Genomic DNA, 18,449 nt, shown 5'->3' with positions numbered 1-18,449 from the left:
TTGGTCGAGCGGCGAGCTGGCGAGCGCTTGGATCGAGATCGAGACCCCGCCAGCCACCTCCCGAGACCGGCTCACGAGGTCTCGACGGGCGCGGGCCAAAAGCGGGCCCGCTGCTCGACCAGCGGAATGGGCGCGAGCGGGCGGGCGAGGGTGGGGTGGGGTGGGCGCGGGCGCGGGCGGGCGCGGGCGGACGGGGGCGGGGTGGGCGCGGGTCAGTACGAGCGAGGTAGGCCGAGAACCTTGGTGGCCACGAAGCTCTTGATCAGGTTGTTGCTCACGGGCGCGGTTTGGAACATGCGCGTCTCGCGAAACTTGCGCTCCACGTCATACTCGTCCACGAACCCGTAGCCCCCGTGGGTGTCGAGGCAGGCGTTCGCGGCGGCCCAGCTCGCCTCCGAGGAGAGGTGTTTGGCCATGTTGGCCTCCGCGCCACACGGGAGGCCCGCGTCGAAGAGACGGGCCGCCTCGTAACGCATGAGATCGGCCGCACGAACCTTCATGTAGGCGTCGGCGATGGGAAACTGCACGCCCTGGTTGCTACCAATTGCGCGACCGAAGACCTCTCGGGTGTTCGCGTAGGCACTGGCCCGGGCACTGAACCAGTAGCCGTCGCCAATGGCTTCGGCCGAGAGCAGGATGCGCTCGGCGTTCCAGCCATCGAGAACGTACCGGAAGCCCCGATCGACGTCGCCGATCACGGCGCTCTTAGGCACGCGCACGCCCCGGTAGTGCACCTGATTGGTGGCGTAGTTGAACATGGTGCGCACCGGAATGGTCTCGAGGGTGTCCGGCTGTTCGGCCCGAACCTGGCGGAGGTCCACGAGGAACAGGGTGAGCCCCACGGTCTTGTCGTCACCCCGGTCGCTCGTGCGGGCGAGCATCATGGCCAGGTCGGAGTCGTTGATGCGGCTCGTCCAGTTCTTGTGGCCGGTAATGACGAAGTCGTCGCCGTCGGCCTCGGCCCGCGTGAGAATGCTCGTGGTGTCGAGCCCCGCAGCGTCTTCAGTGACCGAGAATGCCTGCAGTCTCAGGCGGCCCGCAGCGATCTCGGGCAGGTACTGCTCCTTCTGGGCGGTCGTACCGTGGCGCAGCAGCGCGCCCATGATGTACATCTGGGCGTGGCACGCCGCGGAGTGACCGCCGGAACGGTTGATCTCTTCCATGATCACGCTCGCCTGGGTGAGCGTGTAGCCGAGGCCGCCGTACTCGGTGGGAATGAGGGCGCTGAGCAACCGGGCGCGGGTGAGGGTCTCCACGAACTCCTGCGGGTAGCTCCGGTCGCGGTCGCTCTGGCGCCAGTACTCGTCGGGGAACCCTGCGCAGAGGTCCCTGGTGAACTGGCGGATCTCGTCGACAGACAGTTCCGGCGAAGCCTGCGGGGTGGCCGTTGCGATGTCGAGCAGATCTGGCATGGGGCTCCTTAACGAGTGCCGGGTGAACGGGTCGATACGACCCTACATAATATATTTACCGCGCGCTAGAGGCATCTTTAGGTGTTTCGGTCACTTGACTTTGTCTTATTTCTCGCGGAAACTGACGGGGAAAGATAATATATTCACCGCACGAGGAGACCGACTCATGACCGAGCACACCCTGTCCCCCGATTCCTCCGGCCGCGTCATTGCGGGCTGGACCGGTCGCCTGTGGGAGGACTTCGCGGTCGGTGACATCTACTACCACCCGTTGGGCAAGACCGTCACCGAGGGCGACAACCAGATGTTCACGCTGATGACGCAGAACGTGGCCAAGACGCATATCGACAGCAACTTTGCACTACGCACCGAGTACAAGCTGCCGCTCGTGAACTCCACCTTCATCCTCGCCCTGGTCACCGGGCAGTCGACGATCGACCTGTCGATGAACGTGTTCGCTAATCTCGGCTGGGACGAAGTGCGCATGCCCAGCCCCGTCTTCGAGGGCGACACCATCTACTCTCGCTCCAAGGTGCTGGCCACCCGTGCCTCGAAGTCCCGGCCCAGCCTGGGCCTGGTGACCGTGGCGACAGAGGGCTACAACCAAGACAGCGTCATTGTGATGAGCTACCAGCGCACCTTCATGGTCTACCGCCAGGGACACCTGCCCGACCTCGACGACACCCGCCCCAGCGAGGCGAGCCTGCCGGCGACGCCCGAAGCGAACTAGAGAATGCGCGCGCTACCGCTGGCCGGGCTCACTGTCGTCTCCCTCGAGCAGGCTGTTGCCGCGCCCTTTGCCACCCGCCAGCTGGCCGACCTCGGCGCCCGGGTGATTAAAGTAGAGCGGGACACCGGCGACTTCGCCCGCGGCTACGACGAGACCGTGCACGGCATGTCGAGCTACTTCGTGTGGCTCAATCGCAGTAAAGAGAGCATCGTGCTCGACCTGAAGAGCGAGTCGGGCCTCACTGTGCTGCGTGAGCTCGTCGGCCGCGCGGACGTGCTCGTGCAGAACCTCGCTCCGGGGGCGGTGGAGCGACTCGGCCTGGGGCCCGATGAGGCCCTCGCGCTCAACCCTCGACTCATCCACGCCTCCATCTCGGGCTACGGCCGCGGCGGAAGTTACGAGCAGAAAAAGGCCTACGACCTACTCGTACAGTGCGAGGCCGGCCTGCTCAGCGTCACCGGCACACCCGAGGACCCGGCCAAGGTGGGCGTGTCGATCGCGGATGTCTGCGCCGGCATGTACACCTTCTCCGGAATCCTCACCGCGCTTTTGCAACGCGCGACGACCGGACGCGGCGACGTACTGGAGGTGTCCATGCTCGAGGCGCTGGGCGAGTGGATGCAGCAGCCCTATTTCTTTGCAGAGTACGGCGGCACTCCCCCACAGCGTAACGGCGCACAGCACGCATCGATTGCCCCCTACGGCCCCTTCGACACGGCGGACGGAACCGTATTCTTCGGCATCCAGAACGAGCGCGAATGGGCGGCCTTCTGCACGGACGTGCTCGGAAGCCCGCTCCTCGGGGAGCACCCGGATTTTCGGGGCAATGCCCTACGGGTGCAGAACCGACCCGCGCTGCATGCGGCGATTCTCGAGGTGCTCGGTGGCCTGGACTCCGTGGAAGTGCTCGCCCGACTGGACCGTGCCAATATCGCCAACGCGCAGCTACGCAGCATGCATGACTTCTCCGCGCATCCGCAGCTGGCCGAACGCGGCCGGTGGCAGAACGTCGACTCGCCCGTGGGCCGTGTGCGGAGCCTGATTCCCCCGGTGACGAGCCGCGAGACCGGATTTCGCATGGATCCGGTGCCCGCAATCGGGCAGCACACCGAGCAGATCCTGGCCGAGCTCGGGCTGTCGCTCTAGCTGCACTGCCGTAACTTAGGAGTACCCCTGCCCGAGATTGGACCCGCGATGCCCTCCCGCCGCCCCGCGCCGCGCGCGCGCCCGCAACTGAGCGACGAGGCCTCTGGCTACGTGCGGGGACTGATCATGTCCGGCGAGCTGCCGCCCGGGGCGGCCGTGCGAGCCGAGACGATCGGCGCCGCACTGGGCATCTCCACGACCCCGGCACGCGAGGCGTTGCAGGCATTGCGGGTGGAAGGCTTTCTCGAGCTCGTGCCCCGGCGCGGGTTCCAGGTCGCTGTGCTCACCGGGCAGGACGTGCGAGACCTCTTCACGGTGCAGGCCCTGATCGCCGGCGAGTTGGCCGCACGGGCCGCCGTGGCCGCCACACCCGAGGACATCTCCGAGCTCGAGGCGCTGCACCACGAACTGATCGCGGCCGCGGCGCGCGGCAACCTTGAGCTGCTCGAGGAGAAGAACCATGCCTTCCACCGCGAGATCAACCTGATCGCCGGGGCGCCGAAGATCATCTGGGCGCTCGGGCTCATGACGCGGTATGTGCCGCGGCGGTTCTATTCGAGCATCCAGGGATGGCCGGACGCCACGGCTAACGATCACGCTCAGCTACTGGCGCGCATCCGCTCTCATGACGCGCAGGGCACCCGCGTGGCCATGCAGTCACACGTGGAGCACGCTGGCGAATTGCTGGCCGCCCACTTCGACGAGCGCACGTCCGCCTCGCAGCACGTCGCGCCGGAGCCGCCCGACTAAATCGAACGACCCCGGCGTGACGCCGGCCGGCTAGAGCGCGAAGGTGGAGAGCTGCGGAACGAACGTCACGATGACGAGCGCAATCAACAACACACCGACGCTCGGCAAACACGCCTTGGCCACTCTGAGGATGTTCATTCCCGTGAGCCCACTCGCCACGAACAGGTTGAGCCCGAGCGGTGGAGTCATCATTCCGATCTCCAGGTTCAGCACCATGATGATGCCGAAGTGGATCGGGTCGACGCCGAGTTCCATCGCCACCGGCAGCAGCACCGGAGCGAGAATCAGAATGGCGCTCGAGGTCTCCATGAACATTCCCACCACGAGCAGGAGCACGTTCACCATGATGAGGAACATCACCGGGGTGAGTTCCGAGGCCAGCAGCGCCTCGCTCACCTGGCCCGGGATGCGTTCGGCCGTGAGCACGAAAGAGAACAGGATTCCCGAGGCCACGATGAACATCACCATCGACGATGTCCGCGCAGACGCCATCAGAATCGACGGCATGTCCTTGAGCTTGATCTCCTTGTAAACGAAGATCGACACGATGAGGGCGTAGAACACAGCCATCGCCGCAGCTTCGGTGGGGGTGAAGATGCCGGTGTAGATTCCACCGAGCACGAAGATCGGCAGGAACAGGCTGAGCGAGGCGTCCCGCAGCGCGGTGAAGCGCTCGTACTTGCTCATGCGGATGGCGTTCAGGCCCATGCCGTATTTCTTGCGCCGGGACACGACGACGGCGAGGATCAGCAGCCCGATACCGGCCATGATGCCCGGCCCGATCCCGGCGACGAAGAGGTCACCGATCGACTGCTCTGTGGAGATTCCATAGACGATCAGCGGGATCGACGGCGGAATCAGGATGCCGAGGGAGCCCGACGTGGTGACAAGACCGGTGGAGAAGTCCTTGCCGTAACCGCTCTTGATCATGGCCGGGATGATGAGGGTACCCACGGCAACCACGGTGGCCGGGCTCGAGCCGGAGATGGCCGCGAAGAACATGCACGCCAGAACGGCCGTCATGGCCAGGCCGCCGCGGAACTGCCCGACGAGGGCGTTTGACGCGGCGATCAGGCGCTTGCTGATTCCGCCGCGACTCATGAGGTTGGCCGCCACGATGAAGAACGGGATGGCCATCAACGGGAACGCGTTCAGGGCGTTGAAGAGCCGCTCGGGAACCTGGGTGAGCGGGATGGCGGTGAAGAAATAGAAGTAGATGAATGAGGTGAGACCCATTGCGACCGCGATGGGTGCGGACGTGAGCAATAGGGCAAACAGGATAATCAGGAGGGCAAGCAGTCCTTCGATCACAGTTTCGCCTCCCCTTCATCTAGGCCGAGCGCTTCTTCTTCGCGTTGGAACTCGCTCTTGTCTCCGTCAACGGATGCCGGCAGGCCGCGAATGAGCCGCACCAGGATTTCGATGGCCCGCAACAGCATCAGCGTGAAGCCCAGCGGAACGGCGAATTCGACCACCCACAGCGGCAGCTTGAGCGTGGGGGTGACCGTGGAGGTGGAAAACGGCTCGAACAGCAGCAGCCAGGCGAAAAAGCCCACGATCACGAGGTAGGTGATCGTGACCAGAATGCCGAGGATGTCCATCCGGCGCCGGCCGATTTTGCCGAGGAACGGTTCGAAGACCTTCACGGCGATGTGTTCGTTGTGGCGCAGGGTGATGACGGCGCCGAGGAAGGTGGAGTAGATGATGAGGTAGACGATGGTCTCCTCACCCCACCAGAGGTGAATGTTGAAGATGGCCCTGAGCAGCACCTGGGCGATGGCAACGAGCGTTGCCACCGCCAGACAGGTGCACACCAGGGTATTTTCCACCCGGGTCAAAGCGTGGCTGAACCTGAGAATGGGGGCGTCCTTACGGTCGAAGGTCAGCACGACAAAGCCCGTGCCTGCGGGTGGAAATGCCTGCGGTGAAGAGGAGAGCGCTGACTAGTCGCGGTTGGCGAGCAATTCGGCGATGATCTCCGGGCCCAACACCTCGGAGTATTCTTCCCACACGCTTGGGATGACCGTAGCCATCAGGGCGTCGCGTTCCGCCTCGGTGAGCTGGATGATCTCGGTCGAGCCCTCCGCGATGATCGCCTGCTTGGCCTCCTCGTTCACCTCTGCCGCGATCTCACGGTTGTACGTGCTGGATTCGTCGACAGCGTCGAGAACGAGCTGCTGCAGATCGTCCGGCAGCGACTCGAAGAAGTCGCTGTTGATGGCGGGGATGTAGCCGATGTAGCCGTGGTTGGACTCGGTGATGTAGTCCTGAACCGTGTGCATGCTCTGCGTTTCCATGTTCGACCAGGTGTTCTCCTGACCGTTGATGACACCCTGCTCAAGCGCGCTGTAGACCTCGGCGAAGGCGAGGATCGAGGGGATGGCGCTCCACGTCTCGAACTGGCTGACGAGCACATCGGCGGGCTGAATGCGGAAGCTCAGCCCGGCCATGTCGGCTGCCGAACGGATCGGAACGTTAGCCCCCATTTGCTTGAAGCCGTTGTCCCAGAGGCCCAGCGGCATGATCTTCGCGGCCCGCAGGTCTTCGTTCTCGAAGATGGCCTCACCCACCGACGAGTCGCGGGAGGCGATCTCGGCAATGTCTTCGCTCGTCTCGAACAGGAACGGCAGGTCGAGCAGCTGAAGCTGCGGGGCGAGGGTGGTGAACTTTGCGCTGGCCGGAGCGATCATCTGGATGCTGTTGGACTGCAGCGCCTGCAGTTCATCCTTGTCGCCGTAGAGCGAGGAGTTGGGGTACAGCTCGACCTCGATGCGGCCATCCGAGGAGGCCTCGAGGATCTCCTTGAACTTCTCCGCCGCCGCGCCCTTAGGAGTGTTGGTCGTTGTCACGTGGGAGAACCCGATCGTGTAGACCTCTCCGTCGTCGGAGCCGGCCGCGGAACCGCGGGCGGAGGAGCACGATCCGAGAACGAGGACTGCTCCGAGGGCGAGAGACGCGGCCCCGAGGATTCGGGACGTGCGGATACGTCGTTGCATTGTTTCTTCCTTATCGTCTTTGATTAGGCGGTGCATGACGAACGTCGCATGAAGTCCGTCACACATGACGCTACCAAGAAAAATATGCTCATAACAAAAATAATGCATTATTTTTATAACGAATGCATTGCTTCGTGGTCGTTGACCAAGAGTCTCCGCTCGCTCGGCGGACCACCCTCAGCCGGGGAGGGGCAAGCCCCGGGCCTGCATCACGGCGCGCAGCCGGGTGGGGTGGTCGGTCACGAGGCCGTCCACGCCCAGGTCCATCAGGGTGTGCATGAGGTCGGGGTCACTGACCGTCCAGGGGATGACGGCGAGACCGAGCCCGTGGGCATCCGTCACCATCTGCGCTGTCACGGTGGCGTGGGCCGGGGAGATGGCGTCGTAGCCGCGAAACGCCGCCGCCCGCGCGAGCGACCCGCCATGGTCGTCGATGTCCAGACCGCCGAGGTGCGGGCTGGCTCCGGGCCGGCCGCGTTGGAGCCAGGCGTCGCCGCGGCTGAGCGCGGTGAGACGCAACTGAGGATCCAGCCGCTGAGCCAGATCGAGCGCCGCCCAGTCGAAGCTCTGCAGGCCCGCGCGCTCGCTCAGGCCAGCTGCGCGCACCGCAGTGACCACAGCCCGGGTGAGCTCGTACATGGTCGCTTCGCCGGGTTCGATCACCTTGGTCTCGATGCTCAGCCGCACATCGGACGCACCGCGTTCGGCCACGAGGTCGAGCACCTCGGCGAGCTCTGGCACGGCGCTGCCCGGTTGGTGCGTCTGCTCGGGGTAGCCACCGAGCTGGCGGTAACCGCAGTCGAGCGTCTGAATCTGCCCCAGCGTCAATGCCCGCACGGGGGCGTCGACGTAGGGAAAGGCCGGGTCCCCGACCCAGAGCGGCGCCGTATCCCGACATTTGCCGGCAGTGAGCAGGTTGTCGTGCCACACCACGACGGCGCCGTCGGCGGTGAGGTGGGTGTCGAGTTCCAGGGTCGTCACGCCGAGGTCGAGCGAGTGGGAGAACGCCGCGAGGGTGTTCTCGGTGATCTCCCCGCGTCCGCCGCGGTGTGATTGCAGGTCAAAGGCACCGGATGCCGCGGCGGCGGCATCCGGTGCCCGTCCCGCCCCGAGACTGTCCGCCGAAACGAACGACACCGCTCCCACCAACGTGAGCACGATCCCCCCCGCGGCGGCGAGGGTGAAGCGGGTGAGCATGTCGAGAGTCTCCGGCGGTGTCAGAAGGCACGCCCGCTCCGGAAGCGGAAGGGGCTCTGCATTCTGTTCGGAGGACTCGGCGAAATCGGTGGGTCACCCGGCGAGGATCACCGAACCCGCCGGGGCCGCCGGTTAGAAGGGAAGCCGCTTGCCCCTCAGCTCCATCGCCGCGCGAACCCGACTCTGAGCCAGCCTCGTCGCGGCCTCGTGAGTGGTGAGGTCTTGGCGGCTCGCCTCGTGCAACACGGTCACCGTGTTGGCCCGGAGCTTCTCCGATACGGTCGTGAAGATCCGTTCGGTCTGACGACGAAAGGCGGAGAGTTTGCTATCGACCCCGGCAACAAGACCGTCTAATACCTGCTCTCCGGCAGTGTGGACAGCGCCCCCGATAGAGACCGGTCACCGCCGCAGCGGCCCGATCACCGGTCCGATGGACATATGCCCGCTGGGCAAGCCCTGTTCGACGGCTTCACGGCAGCGCTCACGGAGGTTCGATCCTGAAGCCGTCGAGCACGCCGACTCCACGGCCGCGGTTTCCCCTTTCCGCTGGTCGTGTCTGCTCGGAAAGAACCACGCCCGCTCGCCCCCCTCCGCTGGTCGAGCAGCGGGCCCGCTTTTGGCCCGCGCCCGTCGAGACCCCGTGAGCCGGTCTCGCAAGTTGGCTCGCGAGGTCTCGATCTCGACAAGCCGCCGGATCGAGCTTGTCGAGATCTCGATCCAAGCGCTCCTTCGTCGCCCCTCGACCAGCGAGAAAGGCTTTCCTCCACAGGCAAAGATCTTGGGGAGTTTTTCACAGAATGGCCCGATCAGGGCTGTTTAGGGCCCGTGAATGTCGGTGGTCGCTGGGAAAATTGGGCCATGACCACTTCAACGGACCTTCTCGTGGAGAGTACGGCGGCACTCGCCGATACGTACTCTCACTCCTTGGGTGGTGGAGTCTGTTCGGAGGAGGAACCCAACGCAGGGTTGGACCTGCAGCGGATGACCGACGGGGGTTTGTTGGCCGTGTTGAACTCCAATTTCGAGGTGGTGAGACAGGCGCAGGCCCTTTTGGTTCGAGCAGCGGGTGAGCTGGACGACCGCTTCGACCACGACTCGGGCATCGCCGCTCAAACCGGCAACCGAAATGCCGCCGCGGCCCTCACCGACATCGGTCACATCTCGATGGCGGAGGCTGGGCGGTTGGTTCGGGTGGGGAAGGCGACGAAGCCGCGGATGAGTCTGATCGGTGAGCAGCTGCCGCCGGAGTATTCGGAGGTCGCTCGAGCGGTCAATGCGGGGGAGCTCACCGTGGATTCGGCGCTGTACATCACCGCGAACCTCGAGCAGGCCGCCCCACGGGCCACGACCGAAGACCTCGACGCGGCGGAGAAGGAGTTGGTGGAGTTCGCGGTAACCAACCCGGTCGATTCGGTGCGGAAGCTGTCCATTCGGTACCGGGACGCCCTCGACGTGGACGGGGTGGAACCGCGGGAGGAGGTGCTGGTGTCGCGGCGGGGGTTGAAGCGGATGGTGCTGCCCAACGGCATGAAACGCTACGTGCTCGACGCCGACCCGGTGTCAGCGGCGTACCTGGACACCGCGATCGACGGGATGACCAGCGCGGAACTGCGCAAACCCAGGTTTGAAGCCAAGGAAGATCCTGACGGGTGTGGTGACAACCACGAGATCATCGGCGACGGCCGCACGATGCCGCAAATGAACTTCGATGCCTTCATTGACATCGTGCGTCACGCTCTCTCCTGCAAGGAAGGGCTCGGGGCGCTGGATCACACGACGATCATCGTCAGGATGACCCTCGAATCCCTACAAACCGGCCTCGGTGAAGCGCAACTGGATGGGGTTGAACAGCCGATCTCCGCCGGAACGGCCCGAAGGATGGCGGCGGAGGCGTGTTTGATCCCGATGGTCCTCGGTGGGAAGAGCGAGGTGCTCGACTTCGGCCTCCGAAAACGGCTCTTTACGACGGCGCAGAAGCTCGCGGCCATCGAGAGGGACGGCGGGTGCGCCACGGCGGGCTGTAACAGGCCTCCGAGCTATGCGGAGGGTCATCACATTCGTTGGTACAAAGCGCATGACGGGCCGACAAATCAAGCCAACTGCGTGATGCTCTGTAGTGCGTGCCATCATCGGATCCACCGCGAAGGCTGGGACGTGGTGGTCAGAGACAACGTGGTGTACTTCATCCCTCCCGCCAGTGTCGATCCGAGGAGAACTCCGCGACGAGGCGGCCGGCCGCCGGTCCCGACACTGAAGGGCCACGACGGCCCCCACTACAAGCGATAGAGCCACCCGGCGGCGGCCGTATAGGCCGGTCGCCGCCGGGCCCAGTCACCTCGGCGGCCGCATCACCTCGGCCTCTACTGCGGCGATTGGCGTTGTGGCTGCAACGCGTGAGTCCGCCCCCGCACGCGCTGGCAGGGCTCCGCAGCTTCGGCGTCACAGCAGCCGTGATCGAACCGTGACCATTTCGTGAGAGCGCTCTCTTGACGAAGTCCGCGACCGACCGTTAGTCTCGGACTACTGCTCCTGAGAGCGCTCTCACGCCTTGTTAGAGACGATCACAGACCTTCGCAGCACACACAAAGGAGTGACCGTGAAGAGTTTCCCGCGCACCATTTTTACCGCCGTCGCCGGCGCAGCATCCATTGCCCTCCTGGCAACCGGATGCTCCGCCACCACCGGTTCTACCGACAGCGCAGACGGAAAGGTTGAACTGACCGTCGCCACGTTCAACGAATTCGGTTACGAAGACCTGTTCGGCGCCTACGAGGCAGCCAACCCGAACGTGACCATCGTGCACAAGAAGGCCGCGACCACCAACGAAGCACGTGACAATCTCACCACCCGGCTCGCCGCCGGCAGCGGGCTGAGCGACATCGAAGCCATCGAGGTGGACTGGCTGCCCGAACTGCTGCAGTACCCCGACCAGTTCGTCGACCTTGCGGCCGCCGACGTAGACGACCGCTGGCTGTCGTGGAAGACCGACGCCGCCACCACCGCCGACGGTCAGCTGATCGGCTACGGCACCGACATCGGCCCGGAGGGCGTCTGCTACCGCTCCGACCTGTTCGCCGCCGCCGGCCTGCCCACCGACCGCGCTGCAGTGTCCGACCTGCTCGGCGACAGCTGGGACAGCTACTACGCCGCCGGCGCGCAGTTCGACGCGGCCGGCACCAACGTGCCCTGGTTCGACTCCGCCGGAGCCACCTGGCAGGGCGTCGTGAACCAGATCGAGTTTCCCTACGAAGAGTCCGACGGCACCGTGATCGCCACCGAAAACCCCGAGATCAAGGCCGCATACGCGAGCGTTCTGGGCGCCAGCGCCGACCTGTCCGCTCACCTCCCGCAGTGGAGCAGCGACTGGACCGCCAGCTTCCAGGACAACGGCTTCGCCACCATGCTCTGCCCGGGCTGGATGCTCGGCGTGATCGAGGGCAACGCCGACGGCGTCACCGGCTGGGACATCGCCGACACCTTCCCCGGCGGCGGCGGCAACTGGGGCGGTTCGTACCTCACCGTTCCCACGCAGTCCGCACACCCTGAGGAAGCCCAGAAGCTCGCCGCCTGGCTCACCGCGCCCGAGCAGCAGCTCTCTGCCTTCGCCTCCAAGGGCACCTTCCCGAGCCAGGTCGACGCCCTCGACAGCCCCGACCTGCTGGAGAGCGCCGATGCCTTCTTCAACAACGCCCCTACGGGACAGATTCTCGCTAACCGCGCCGCCGCCGTCGAGGTGACGCCGTTCAAGGGCGAGAAGTACTTCGCCATCAACGACGCCATGCAGCAGGCCCTCACCCGCGTCGAAGACGGTCTGATGACGCCCGACGAGAGCTGGGACAAGTGGGTTTCCGACGTGAACGCACTGGGCTAACTGCACTGGGCTAACTGCACTGGGCTAACTGCACTGGGCTAGCTGCACTGGGCTAACTGCACTGGGCTAGCTGCACTGGGCTAATCGATCTGGGCTGATCGACCTGCCCCGAGCGTAGCGGCTGGTAGTCCGCTCGCACCGTCACCCCTCCGCCGGGTGCAGCCCCGCTGCACCCGGCATTCCCTTCTCCATGCACCACCGGCCGCGAGGAACCCGAATGTCCATTGCGATCAGAGCGGATGCCCGCAGCATCCGTCGTATTGCCTTCAGCCACACCCTGAGTCGGTGGGACGTGCGCTTTTCTCCCTACCTCTATATTTCCCCCTTCTTCATCGTGTTCGCGCTGGTGGGCTTGTTTCCCCTCGCGTACACCGCGTGGGTCTCCCTGCACGACTGGAACCTGATCGGCGGTCAGGGTGACTTCGTGGGTCTGGAGAACTACGGCACAGTGCTCTCCCAGCCGTATTTCTGGACCTCGCTGCGCAACACGTTCAGCATTTTTCTGCTCTCGTCCATTCCGCAGATGGTGCTCGCCCTAGCCATCGCCGCCTTCCTGGACAGCAACCTGCGTGCCAAGACGTTCTGGCGCATGGGCGTGCTGCTGCCTTACGTGGTGGCCCCGGTGGCTGTCGCCCTCATCTTCAGCGACCTGTTCGGCGACCGGTACGGCCTGATCAACGATGTGATCATCGCCCTCGGCGGCGAGCCCGTGCGCTGGCACGTCGACGTGATCCCCAGCCACATCGCGATCGCGACCATGGTGAACTTTCGCTGGACCGGCTACACGGCGCTGATCTTCCTGGCCGCGATGCAGGCGGTACCGCGCGACTATTACGAGGCCGCCACCCTCGACGGCGCCGGCCGGCTGCGCACCTTCTGGTCGATCACAGTTCCGCTGCTGCGCCCCGTGATCATCTTCGTGGTGATCACGTCCACCATCGGCGGACTGCAGATCTTCGACGAGCCGCGCATGTTCGACCAGGCCGGCCAGGGCGGCGCCAACCGACAATGGCAAACCCTCACCCTCTACATCTACGAGCTGGGTTGGGGCCAACGCGACTTCGGCCGCGCATCCGCTGTCGCCTGGCTGCTGTTCCTCATCATCGTGCTGATCGCCCTCGTCAACTTTCTGGTGAGTCGGCGCATCGCCGCCACCACCGAACGGATCGCCAAGATCGTTCCTGTCATACCAACGAAGGGCACCCGATGAGCCGCAAAGTCGGCGGCTATGACCGCCCACCCCGACTGTGGGTCTACGGGGCGCTGCTCGCCGTGCTCGGCGCCTCGTTCTTTCCCGTCTGGTGGTCGTTCCTGATCGGCAGCCAGGATGCCTCCGCCCTGAACCAGCCCGGCTGGCTCTGGCTTCCCGGCGGCAACTTCGTGGCCAATGCCCTGCGCGTGATCGACACGATCCCGTTCTGGACGGCCCTGATGAACAGCATCATCGTCTCCTCAGCCGTGGCCATCAGCGTGGTGATGTTCTCCACACTCGCCGGGTACGCGTTCGCGAAACTCAAGTTTCGCGGCCGGGAGGGACTGCTCATCTTCGTGATCGCGACGATGGCCATCCCCACCCAGCTGGGCGTCGTGCCGCTGTTCATCGTGATGAGCAGGCTCGGCTGGACCGGCAGCCTGTGGGCCGTTATCGTGCCCGGTATGGTGACAGCCTTCGGGGTGTTCTGGATGACGCAGTACCTGCGCGACGCCCTGCCCGACGAACTAATCGAGGCCGTGCGCATGGACGGCGCCAGCATGCTCGGCAGCTTCTGGCATGTCGGCCTGCCTGCCGCCCGGCCGGCCGCCGCCATGCTCGCCCTGTTCACGTTTGTGGGCACCTGGACGAACTTCTTCTGGCCGTTCATCGTTCTCGACCCGGGCAACCCCACCCTGCCGGTGGCCCTGCAACAGCTGCAGGCAGCGTTCTTCGTGGACTACTCGCTTGTGCTTGCCGGGGTCGTGCTGTCGATCATCCCGCTGATCCTCGTGTTCATTTTTCTGGGTAAGCAACTCGTCACCGGCATTATGCAAGGCGCCGTCAAAGGCTGACCCGCCCCCGCTCCCCCCTTTTCCCCGTTAGGACCCCATGACTTCTTCACGTACTTTTCCCCGCGATTTTCTCTTCGGAGCGGCCACCGCCGCCTACCAAATCGAAGGCGCCGCCCATGAAGACGGCCGCACAGACTCCATCTGGGACACCTTCAGCCGCGTTCCCGGCGCCGTCATCAACGCCGACAACGGTGACGTGGCCTGCGACCACTACCACCGCTACCGCGACGACGTTGCCCTGATGCGCGAGCTCGGCCTGCAGACCTATCGCTTCTCCACGTCCTGGGCGCGCGTGCAGCCCGACGGCGGCGCGTTCAACCCGCTCGGCCTGGACTTCTACTCGCGTCTGGTCGACGAACTGATCGAGGCGAACATCAAGCCGTGGCTCACCCTGTACCACTGGGATCTGCCGCAGACCCTCGAAGACCAGGGCGGCTGGGCCAATCGTGACACCGCCGAACGCTTCCGCGACTACGCCCTCGGTGTGCACGACGCCCTCGGCGACCGGGTCGACATCTGGACCACCCTCAACGAACCGTGGTGCTCCTCCTTTCTCAGCTACACGGCCGGGGCTCACGCTCCCGGACGACAGAGCACGGAGGCCGGTCTCGCCGCCGGGCACCACCTGCTCCTCGCCCACGGACTCACCGTCGACGCGCTGCGCCAGCGCGACCCGAACCTCAATCTGGGCATCACCCTCAACCTCACCGTCGCCAAGCCCGTCGACCCGACCCACCCCGGCGATGTCGATGCCGCCCGTCGTATTGACGGACAGTTCAACCGCTTCTTCCTCGACCCGATCTTTCGCGGCGAGTACCCCGCCGACGTTCTCGATGACGTGGCCGAGCTCGGACTCGACGCGGTGATTCGCGACGGCGATCTGGCTCAGATCATGCAGCCGATCGACGCCCTGGGCGTGAACTACTACCACGGTGAGCTGGTGAGCGATCGGCCGGCGCAGCATCCGCTTCCCGGCGAAGCGCCCACCACGCGCGTCATTCGCTCCCCGTTCCCCGCCGCCGACGGCGTCTTTCACCACCCGCAGGGGCTGCCCCTCACCGCGATGGACTGGGAGGTGCAGCCAGCCGGCCTCACCGAATTGCTGCAGCGCGTCGACCGGGAGTACACCGGCGCCCTCGCAACCAGCCTGTACGTCACCGAAAACGGCGCCGCGTACGACGACGTGGTCACCGACGACGGCCGAGTAGCGGATCTTGACCGGACCGACTTTCTCACCGCTCACCTCGGCGCCGTGCTCGACGCCATCGACTCCGGAGTCGACGTGAAGGGCTACTTCTACTGGTCACTGCTGGACAACTACGAGTGGGCCTGGGGATACGCCAAGCGGTTCGGGATCGTACGCGTGGACTACCGCACGCAGCAGCGCACGGTGAAAGACAGTGGTCACGCCTACGCGGCGATCATTCGGAATCGATCGCTTGTGCCTATGCTGACAGAATGACGACCGATCTCGCCCCCGCCTCACGTCTGCCCACCCTGGAAATGGTGGCCGCGGCGGCGGGGGTCTCTCGGGCCACCGTGAGCCGGGTGGTCAACGGCTCGCCCAAGGTACGACCCGACGTGCAGGCCGTGGTGCAATCCGCCATTGACCAGCTGCACTACGTGCCCAATCGGGCAGCCCGGTCCCTCGTCAACCGCCGCACCCAGGTGATCGCGCTCGTCGTTCCCGAAAACCTGGCGATGTTTTTCGGAGACCCGTATTTCGCCGCCATCGTGCAGGGCATCACCCGTCGCCTGGACGCGAGCGATTACACGCTGAACCTGCTCGTCGCCGCGAGCGACCCCGGCAACAAGACCATGCGGTATCTGCGCTCGGGAAACGTTGATGGCGCCCTGATCGTGTCGCACCACACCGGTGACGCCTTCGTTGCCGGCATCGTGGGCGCCCTGCCGCTGGTCTTCGGCGGACGGCCGTCGAGCGAGGCCGCAGCAGACGCCTACTACGTTGACGTCGATAACACCGCCGGGGCGGCGGATGCCACCCGGTATCTCGTCGACGCCGGCCGCCGCCGCATCGGCGCCATCACCGGGCCGCTCGACATGCCCGCCGGGCAAGACCGCTTCGCTGGCTTCACGAACGCGATGGCTGCGGCAGGCCTCGAAACGGATGCCGTTGAACACGCTGACTTCACCGCCGCCGGAGCCGCTCTCGCCACGAACCGGCTGCTCGATCGCGTTCCCGACATCGACTCTCTGTTCGTGGCGAGCGATCTCATGGCCACCGGGGCACTCGAGGTACTGCGCGCTCGGGGACGAGCCGTCCCCGAGGATGTGGCCGTGGTCGGCTTCGACGACAGCCCCTCCGCGGTGTCGGCGAGCGTACCGCTCACCACCATTCGCCAACCTTCAGAGGAGGCGGGCTACCTAATGGCGGACGGTCTGCTGCGCCTGCTCAGCAGTGATCCATCGGTGACCCGGCGCACCATCCTGCCCACCACCTTCGTGCGACGCGCGTCAGCCTGACCTCGCCGCACTGTATGCATTTGCATAGATAATCTGTCCGACGTAGGATCGGAAGGACAGCACATCTAAGGAGTCCGCATGCATCCCACGATCGGCATCCTCGGCGCCGGACGCGTCGGCACCGCCCTCGCCCGGCAGGCCCTCAAGGCCGGCTACCGCGTGCGCATCGCCACCGCCAAGCCCGCCGCCGACAACGCCCTCCTCGTGGATATCGTCACGCCCGGCGCCGAGGCCGTGGAATCCAGCGAGGCCGCGGCATCCGATCTGGTTGTGCTGGCCATCCCTCTTCACAAGTACCGCACGCTGAACCCCGATGATCTGGCGGGCAAGGTTGTCATCGACGCCATGAACTACTGGGCACCCGTCGATGGCGTGTCCGATGATTTCGAGAACGACGCCCGCACCTCAAGCGAGGTCGTGGAGCAGTTTCTCGCGAGCGCCCGCGTCGTGAAGTCGCTCAACCACATCGGGTACCACGAGCTCGAGGAAGACGACAAGCCCGCCACTGATCCGCACCGCCGGGCGTTGGCTGTGGCCGGCGACGACCCTGCCGCGAAAGAACTCGTGATGGGCTTCATCGACCGTCTCGGCTACGATGCCGTCGACGCCGGGACGCTCGCTGCGGGCCGCGCCTTCCAACCGGCCACGGCCATCTTCACCGGCAGTCACACGGCGCCCCAGCTGCGCGCCCTCGTGCATCAGCCCCTCGCGGCATAGTCACACCCGCCACAGCACACACCCGCATCGAACAACGGAGAACACAGTGGAAATCGGCGCCTACAGCTTCGGCGACACCCAGCTCAACCCCGACGGCAGCCAGCGCTCGACCGCCGAGGCCATCAAGAACCTGTTCGACGCCATCGTGCACGCGGACACGGTGGGCCTGGACTACTTCGGAGTGGGGGAACACCACACCCTGTCGATGCCGGCCTCGTCGCCCGGTGCGATCATCGCCGCCGCGGCAGCCGCCACGACGCGCATCAAGCTCGGTAGTGCGGCGAGCATCATCGGAACGGATGACCCGGTGCGGGTCTTCCAGCAGTTCGCCACCGCAGACGCCATCTCAGGCGGCGGCCGTATCGAAATCACCGCAGGACGAGGGTCGTCCGTGGAGACCTTTCCGCTCTTCGGCTTCGACCTGAACGACTATGACGAGCTCTACGCGCAGAAGCTCGACCTGCTGCTGACCCTCAACAACAGCGCCGGAGAGAACGTGACGTGGTCGGGCACCGCCAGGCCGTCGATCCCCGAGCTCGACGTGGTGCCGCGTCCGACGCAGGGCTCGCTGCCTATCTGGATCGCCACCGGCGGAAGCGCGCCGTCATCGGCGCGCGCCGGACGCCTCGGCCTCCCGCTCGCCTACGCCATCATCGGCGGGCAGCCGCACCGCTTCGCGCCGCTCGCCCAGCTGTATCGGCAGTCGGCTGCGCAGGCCGGCCACACCGGCGACAACATCAAGGTCTCGGTGGCGACGTTCGGACTCGTGGCCCCCACCAAGAAGGAAGCTGTGGAGCGCCTGTATCCGGGGTGGGTGAACCTCAACATCGAAATGGGCAAGCTGCGCGGCTGGCCCGCGCCGCAACGCAGCTCCTATCTGGCCCAGGTCGACGCGCCCAACGCGTACTTCGTGGGCCATCCCGACGACGTGGCGGAGCGCATCGTGGCCCTGCATGGCCACCTCGGCCACATGCGCCACTTCTTGCAGGGCGACCACGGCGGACTGCCGCACGAGTACCTGATGGAATCGATCACGTTGCTCGCGACCGAGGTGAAGCCCCGCGTCGAGCGCCTGCTCGCCGCCAAGTAACGACCCCTCC

At 65.4% G+C, this 18,449-nt stretch carries 16 protein-coding genes; 11 read left to right on the top strand and 5 right to left on the bottom strand.

The genetic code is table 11. The annotated features are described in order from the left end of the window. Positions 1–212: 212 nt before the first annotated feature. Complete coding sequence (locus tag BJ997_RS02125) at positions 213–1,412, bottom strand: acyl-CoA dehydrogenase family protein (RefSeq protein WP_035835602.1); 1,200 nt, start codon at positions 1,410–1,412, stop codon at positions 213–215. A gap of 166 nt (positions 1,413–1,578) precedes the next feature. On the opposite strand from BJ997_RS02125, the gene BJ997_RS02120 reads away from it, so the two are divergent. From BJ997_RS02120 to BJ997_RS02110, 3 genes are read left to right on the top strand one after another with little or no spacing between them, the layout of a single operon-like run. Then, entirely contained in the window at positions 1,579–2,142 is a 564-nt protein-coding gene (locus tag BJ997_RS02120) for a MaoC family dehydratase (protein ID WP_052542001.1), read from the top strand. A 3-nt stretch (positions 2,143–2,145) separates the two neighbouring features. After that, complete coding sequence (locus tag BJ997_RS02115; RefSeq protein ID WP_035835603.1) at positions 2,146–3,288, top strand: CaiB/BaiF CoA transferase family protein; 1,143 nt, start codon at positions 2,146–2,148, stop codon at positions 3,286–3,288. 48 nt (positions 3,289–3,336) lie between these two features. Then, on the top strand, positions 3,337–4,038 hold the full coding sequence (locus BJ997_RS02110) for a GntR family transcriptional regulator (protein WP_035835604.1): 702 nt from the start codon (positions 3,337–3,339) through the stop codon (positions 4,036–4,038). A 30-nt stretch (positions 4,039–4,068) separates the two neighbouring features. Here the strand turns inward: BJ997_RS02110 and BJ997_RS02105 are convergent, their stop codons facing one another. From BJ997_RS02105 to BJ997_RS02090, 4 genes are all read right to left on the bottom strand, one after another. Then, positions 4,069–5,349: a TRAP transporter large permease gene (locus BJ997_RS02105; protein WP_052542002.1), complete on the bottom strand. Its 1,281-nt coding sequence runs from the start codon at positions 5,347–5,349 to the stop codon at positions 4,069–4,071. Continuing rightward, positions 5,346–5,834 carry a TRAP transporter small permease gene (locus BJ997_RS02100; RefSeq protein WP_160175845.1) on the bottom strand — a complete coding sequence of 163 codons (489 nt, stop codon included), beginning with the start codon at positions 5,832–5,834 and terminating at the stop codon, positions 5,346–5,348. The genes BJ997_RS02105 and BJ997_RS02100 overlap by 4 nt, the downstream gene beginning before the upstream one ends. Before the next feature lie 147 nt (positions 5,835–5,981). Beyond that, a complete protein-coding gene (locus tag BJ997_RS02095) occupies positions 5,982–7,034 on the bottom strand; it encodes a DctP family TRAP transporter solute-binding subunit (protein ID WP_035835605.1) in 1,053 nt (350 codons plus the stop codon). Between the two features lie 177 nt (positions 7,035–7,211). Beyond that, positions 7,212–8,231, bottom strand: coding sequence for a glycerophosphodiester phosphodiesterase family protein (locus BJ997_RS02090; protein ID WP_035835606.1), 1,020 nt, complete (start codon positions 8,229–8,231; stop codon positions 7,212–7,214). An 858-nt stretch (positions 8,232–9,089) separates the two neighbouring features. On the opposite strand from BJ997_RS02090, the gene BJ997_RS02085 reads away from it, so the two are divergent. From BJ997_RS02085 to BJ997_RS02050, 8 genes are all read left to right on the top strand, one after another. Further along, positions 9,090–10,517 (top strand): HNH endonuclease signature motif containing protein, encoded by a 1,428-nt coding sequence (locus BJ997_RS02085; protein WP_052542004.1) that lies wholly within the window; start codon positions 9,090–9,092, stop codon positions 10,515–10,517. 310 nt (positions 10,518–10,827) lie between these two features. Beyond that, positions 10,828–12,102 carry an ABC transporter substrate-binding protein gene (locus BJ997_RS02080; RefSeq protein WP_084141082.1) on the top strand — a complete coding sequence of 425 codons (1,275 nt, stop codon included), beginning with the start codon at positions 10,828–10,830 and terminating at the stop codon, positions 12,100–12,102. 217 nt (positions 12,103–12,319) lie between these two features. Then, positions 12,320–13,312, top strand: coding sequence for a carbohydrate ABC transporter permease (locus tag BJ997_RS02075; protein ID WP_084141079.1), 993 nt, complete (start codon positions 12,320–12,322; stop codon positions 13,310–13,312). Next, positions 13,309–14,148 (top strand): carbohydrate ABC transporter permease, encoded by an 840-nt coding sequence (locus tag BJ997_RS02070; protein WP_035835607.1) that lies wholly within the window; start codon positions 13,309–13,311, stop codon positions 14,146–14,148. The genes BJ997_RS02075 and BJ997_RS02070 overlap by 4 nt, the downstream gene beginning before the upstream one ends. Before the next feature lie 37 nt (positions 14,149–14,185). After that, on the top strand, positions 14,186–15,610 hold the full coding sequence (locus BJ997_RS02065) for a GH1 family beta-glucosidase (RefSeq protein WP_035835608.1): 1,425 nt from the start codon (positions 14,186–14,188) through the stop codon (positions 15,608–15,610). Then, positions 15,607–16,632: a LacI family DNA-binding transcriptional regulator gene (locus BJ997_RS02060; protein WP_035835609.1), complete on the top strand. Its 1,026-nt coding sequence runs from the start codon at positions 15,607–15,609 to the stop codon at positions 16,630–16,632. Before BJ997_RS02065 ends, BJ997_RS02060 begins: the two co-directional genes overlap by 4 nt. 78 nt (positions 16,633–16,710) lie before the next feature. Then, entirely contained in the window at positions 16,711–17,349 is a 639-nt protein-coding gene (locus BJ997_RS02055) for an NADPH-dependent F420 reductase (protein WP_035835610.1), read from the top strand. Positions 17,350–17,395: 46 nt separating this feature from the next. Beyond that, the gene (locus tag BJ997_RS02050; protein ID WP_035835611.1) at positions 17,396–18,439 is read left to right on the top strand and encodes an LLM class flavin-dependent oxidoreductase; all 1,044 of its coding nucleotides are present in this window, start codon (positions 17,396–17,398) and stop codon (positions 18,437–18,439) included. Positions 18,440–18,449 lie beyond the last annotated feature (10 nt).

The organism is Cryobacterium roopkundense (genome assembly GCF_014200405.1).
In the GTDB taxonomy this organism is placed as follows: Bacteria; Actinomycetota; Actinomycetes; order Actinomycetales; family Microbacteriaceae; genus Cryobacterium; species Cryobacterium roopkundense.
Note: the sequence above shows the minus strand (reverse complement) of the source record. Positions and strands in the feature narration are given on the sequence as shown.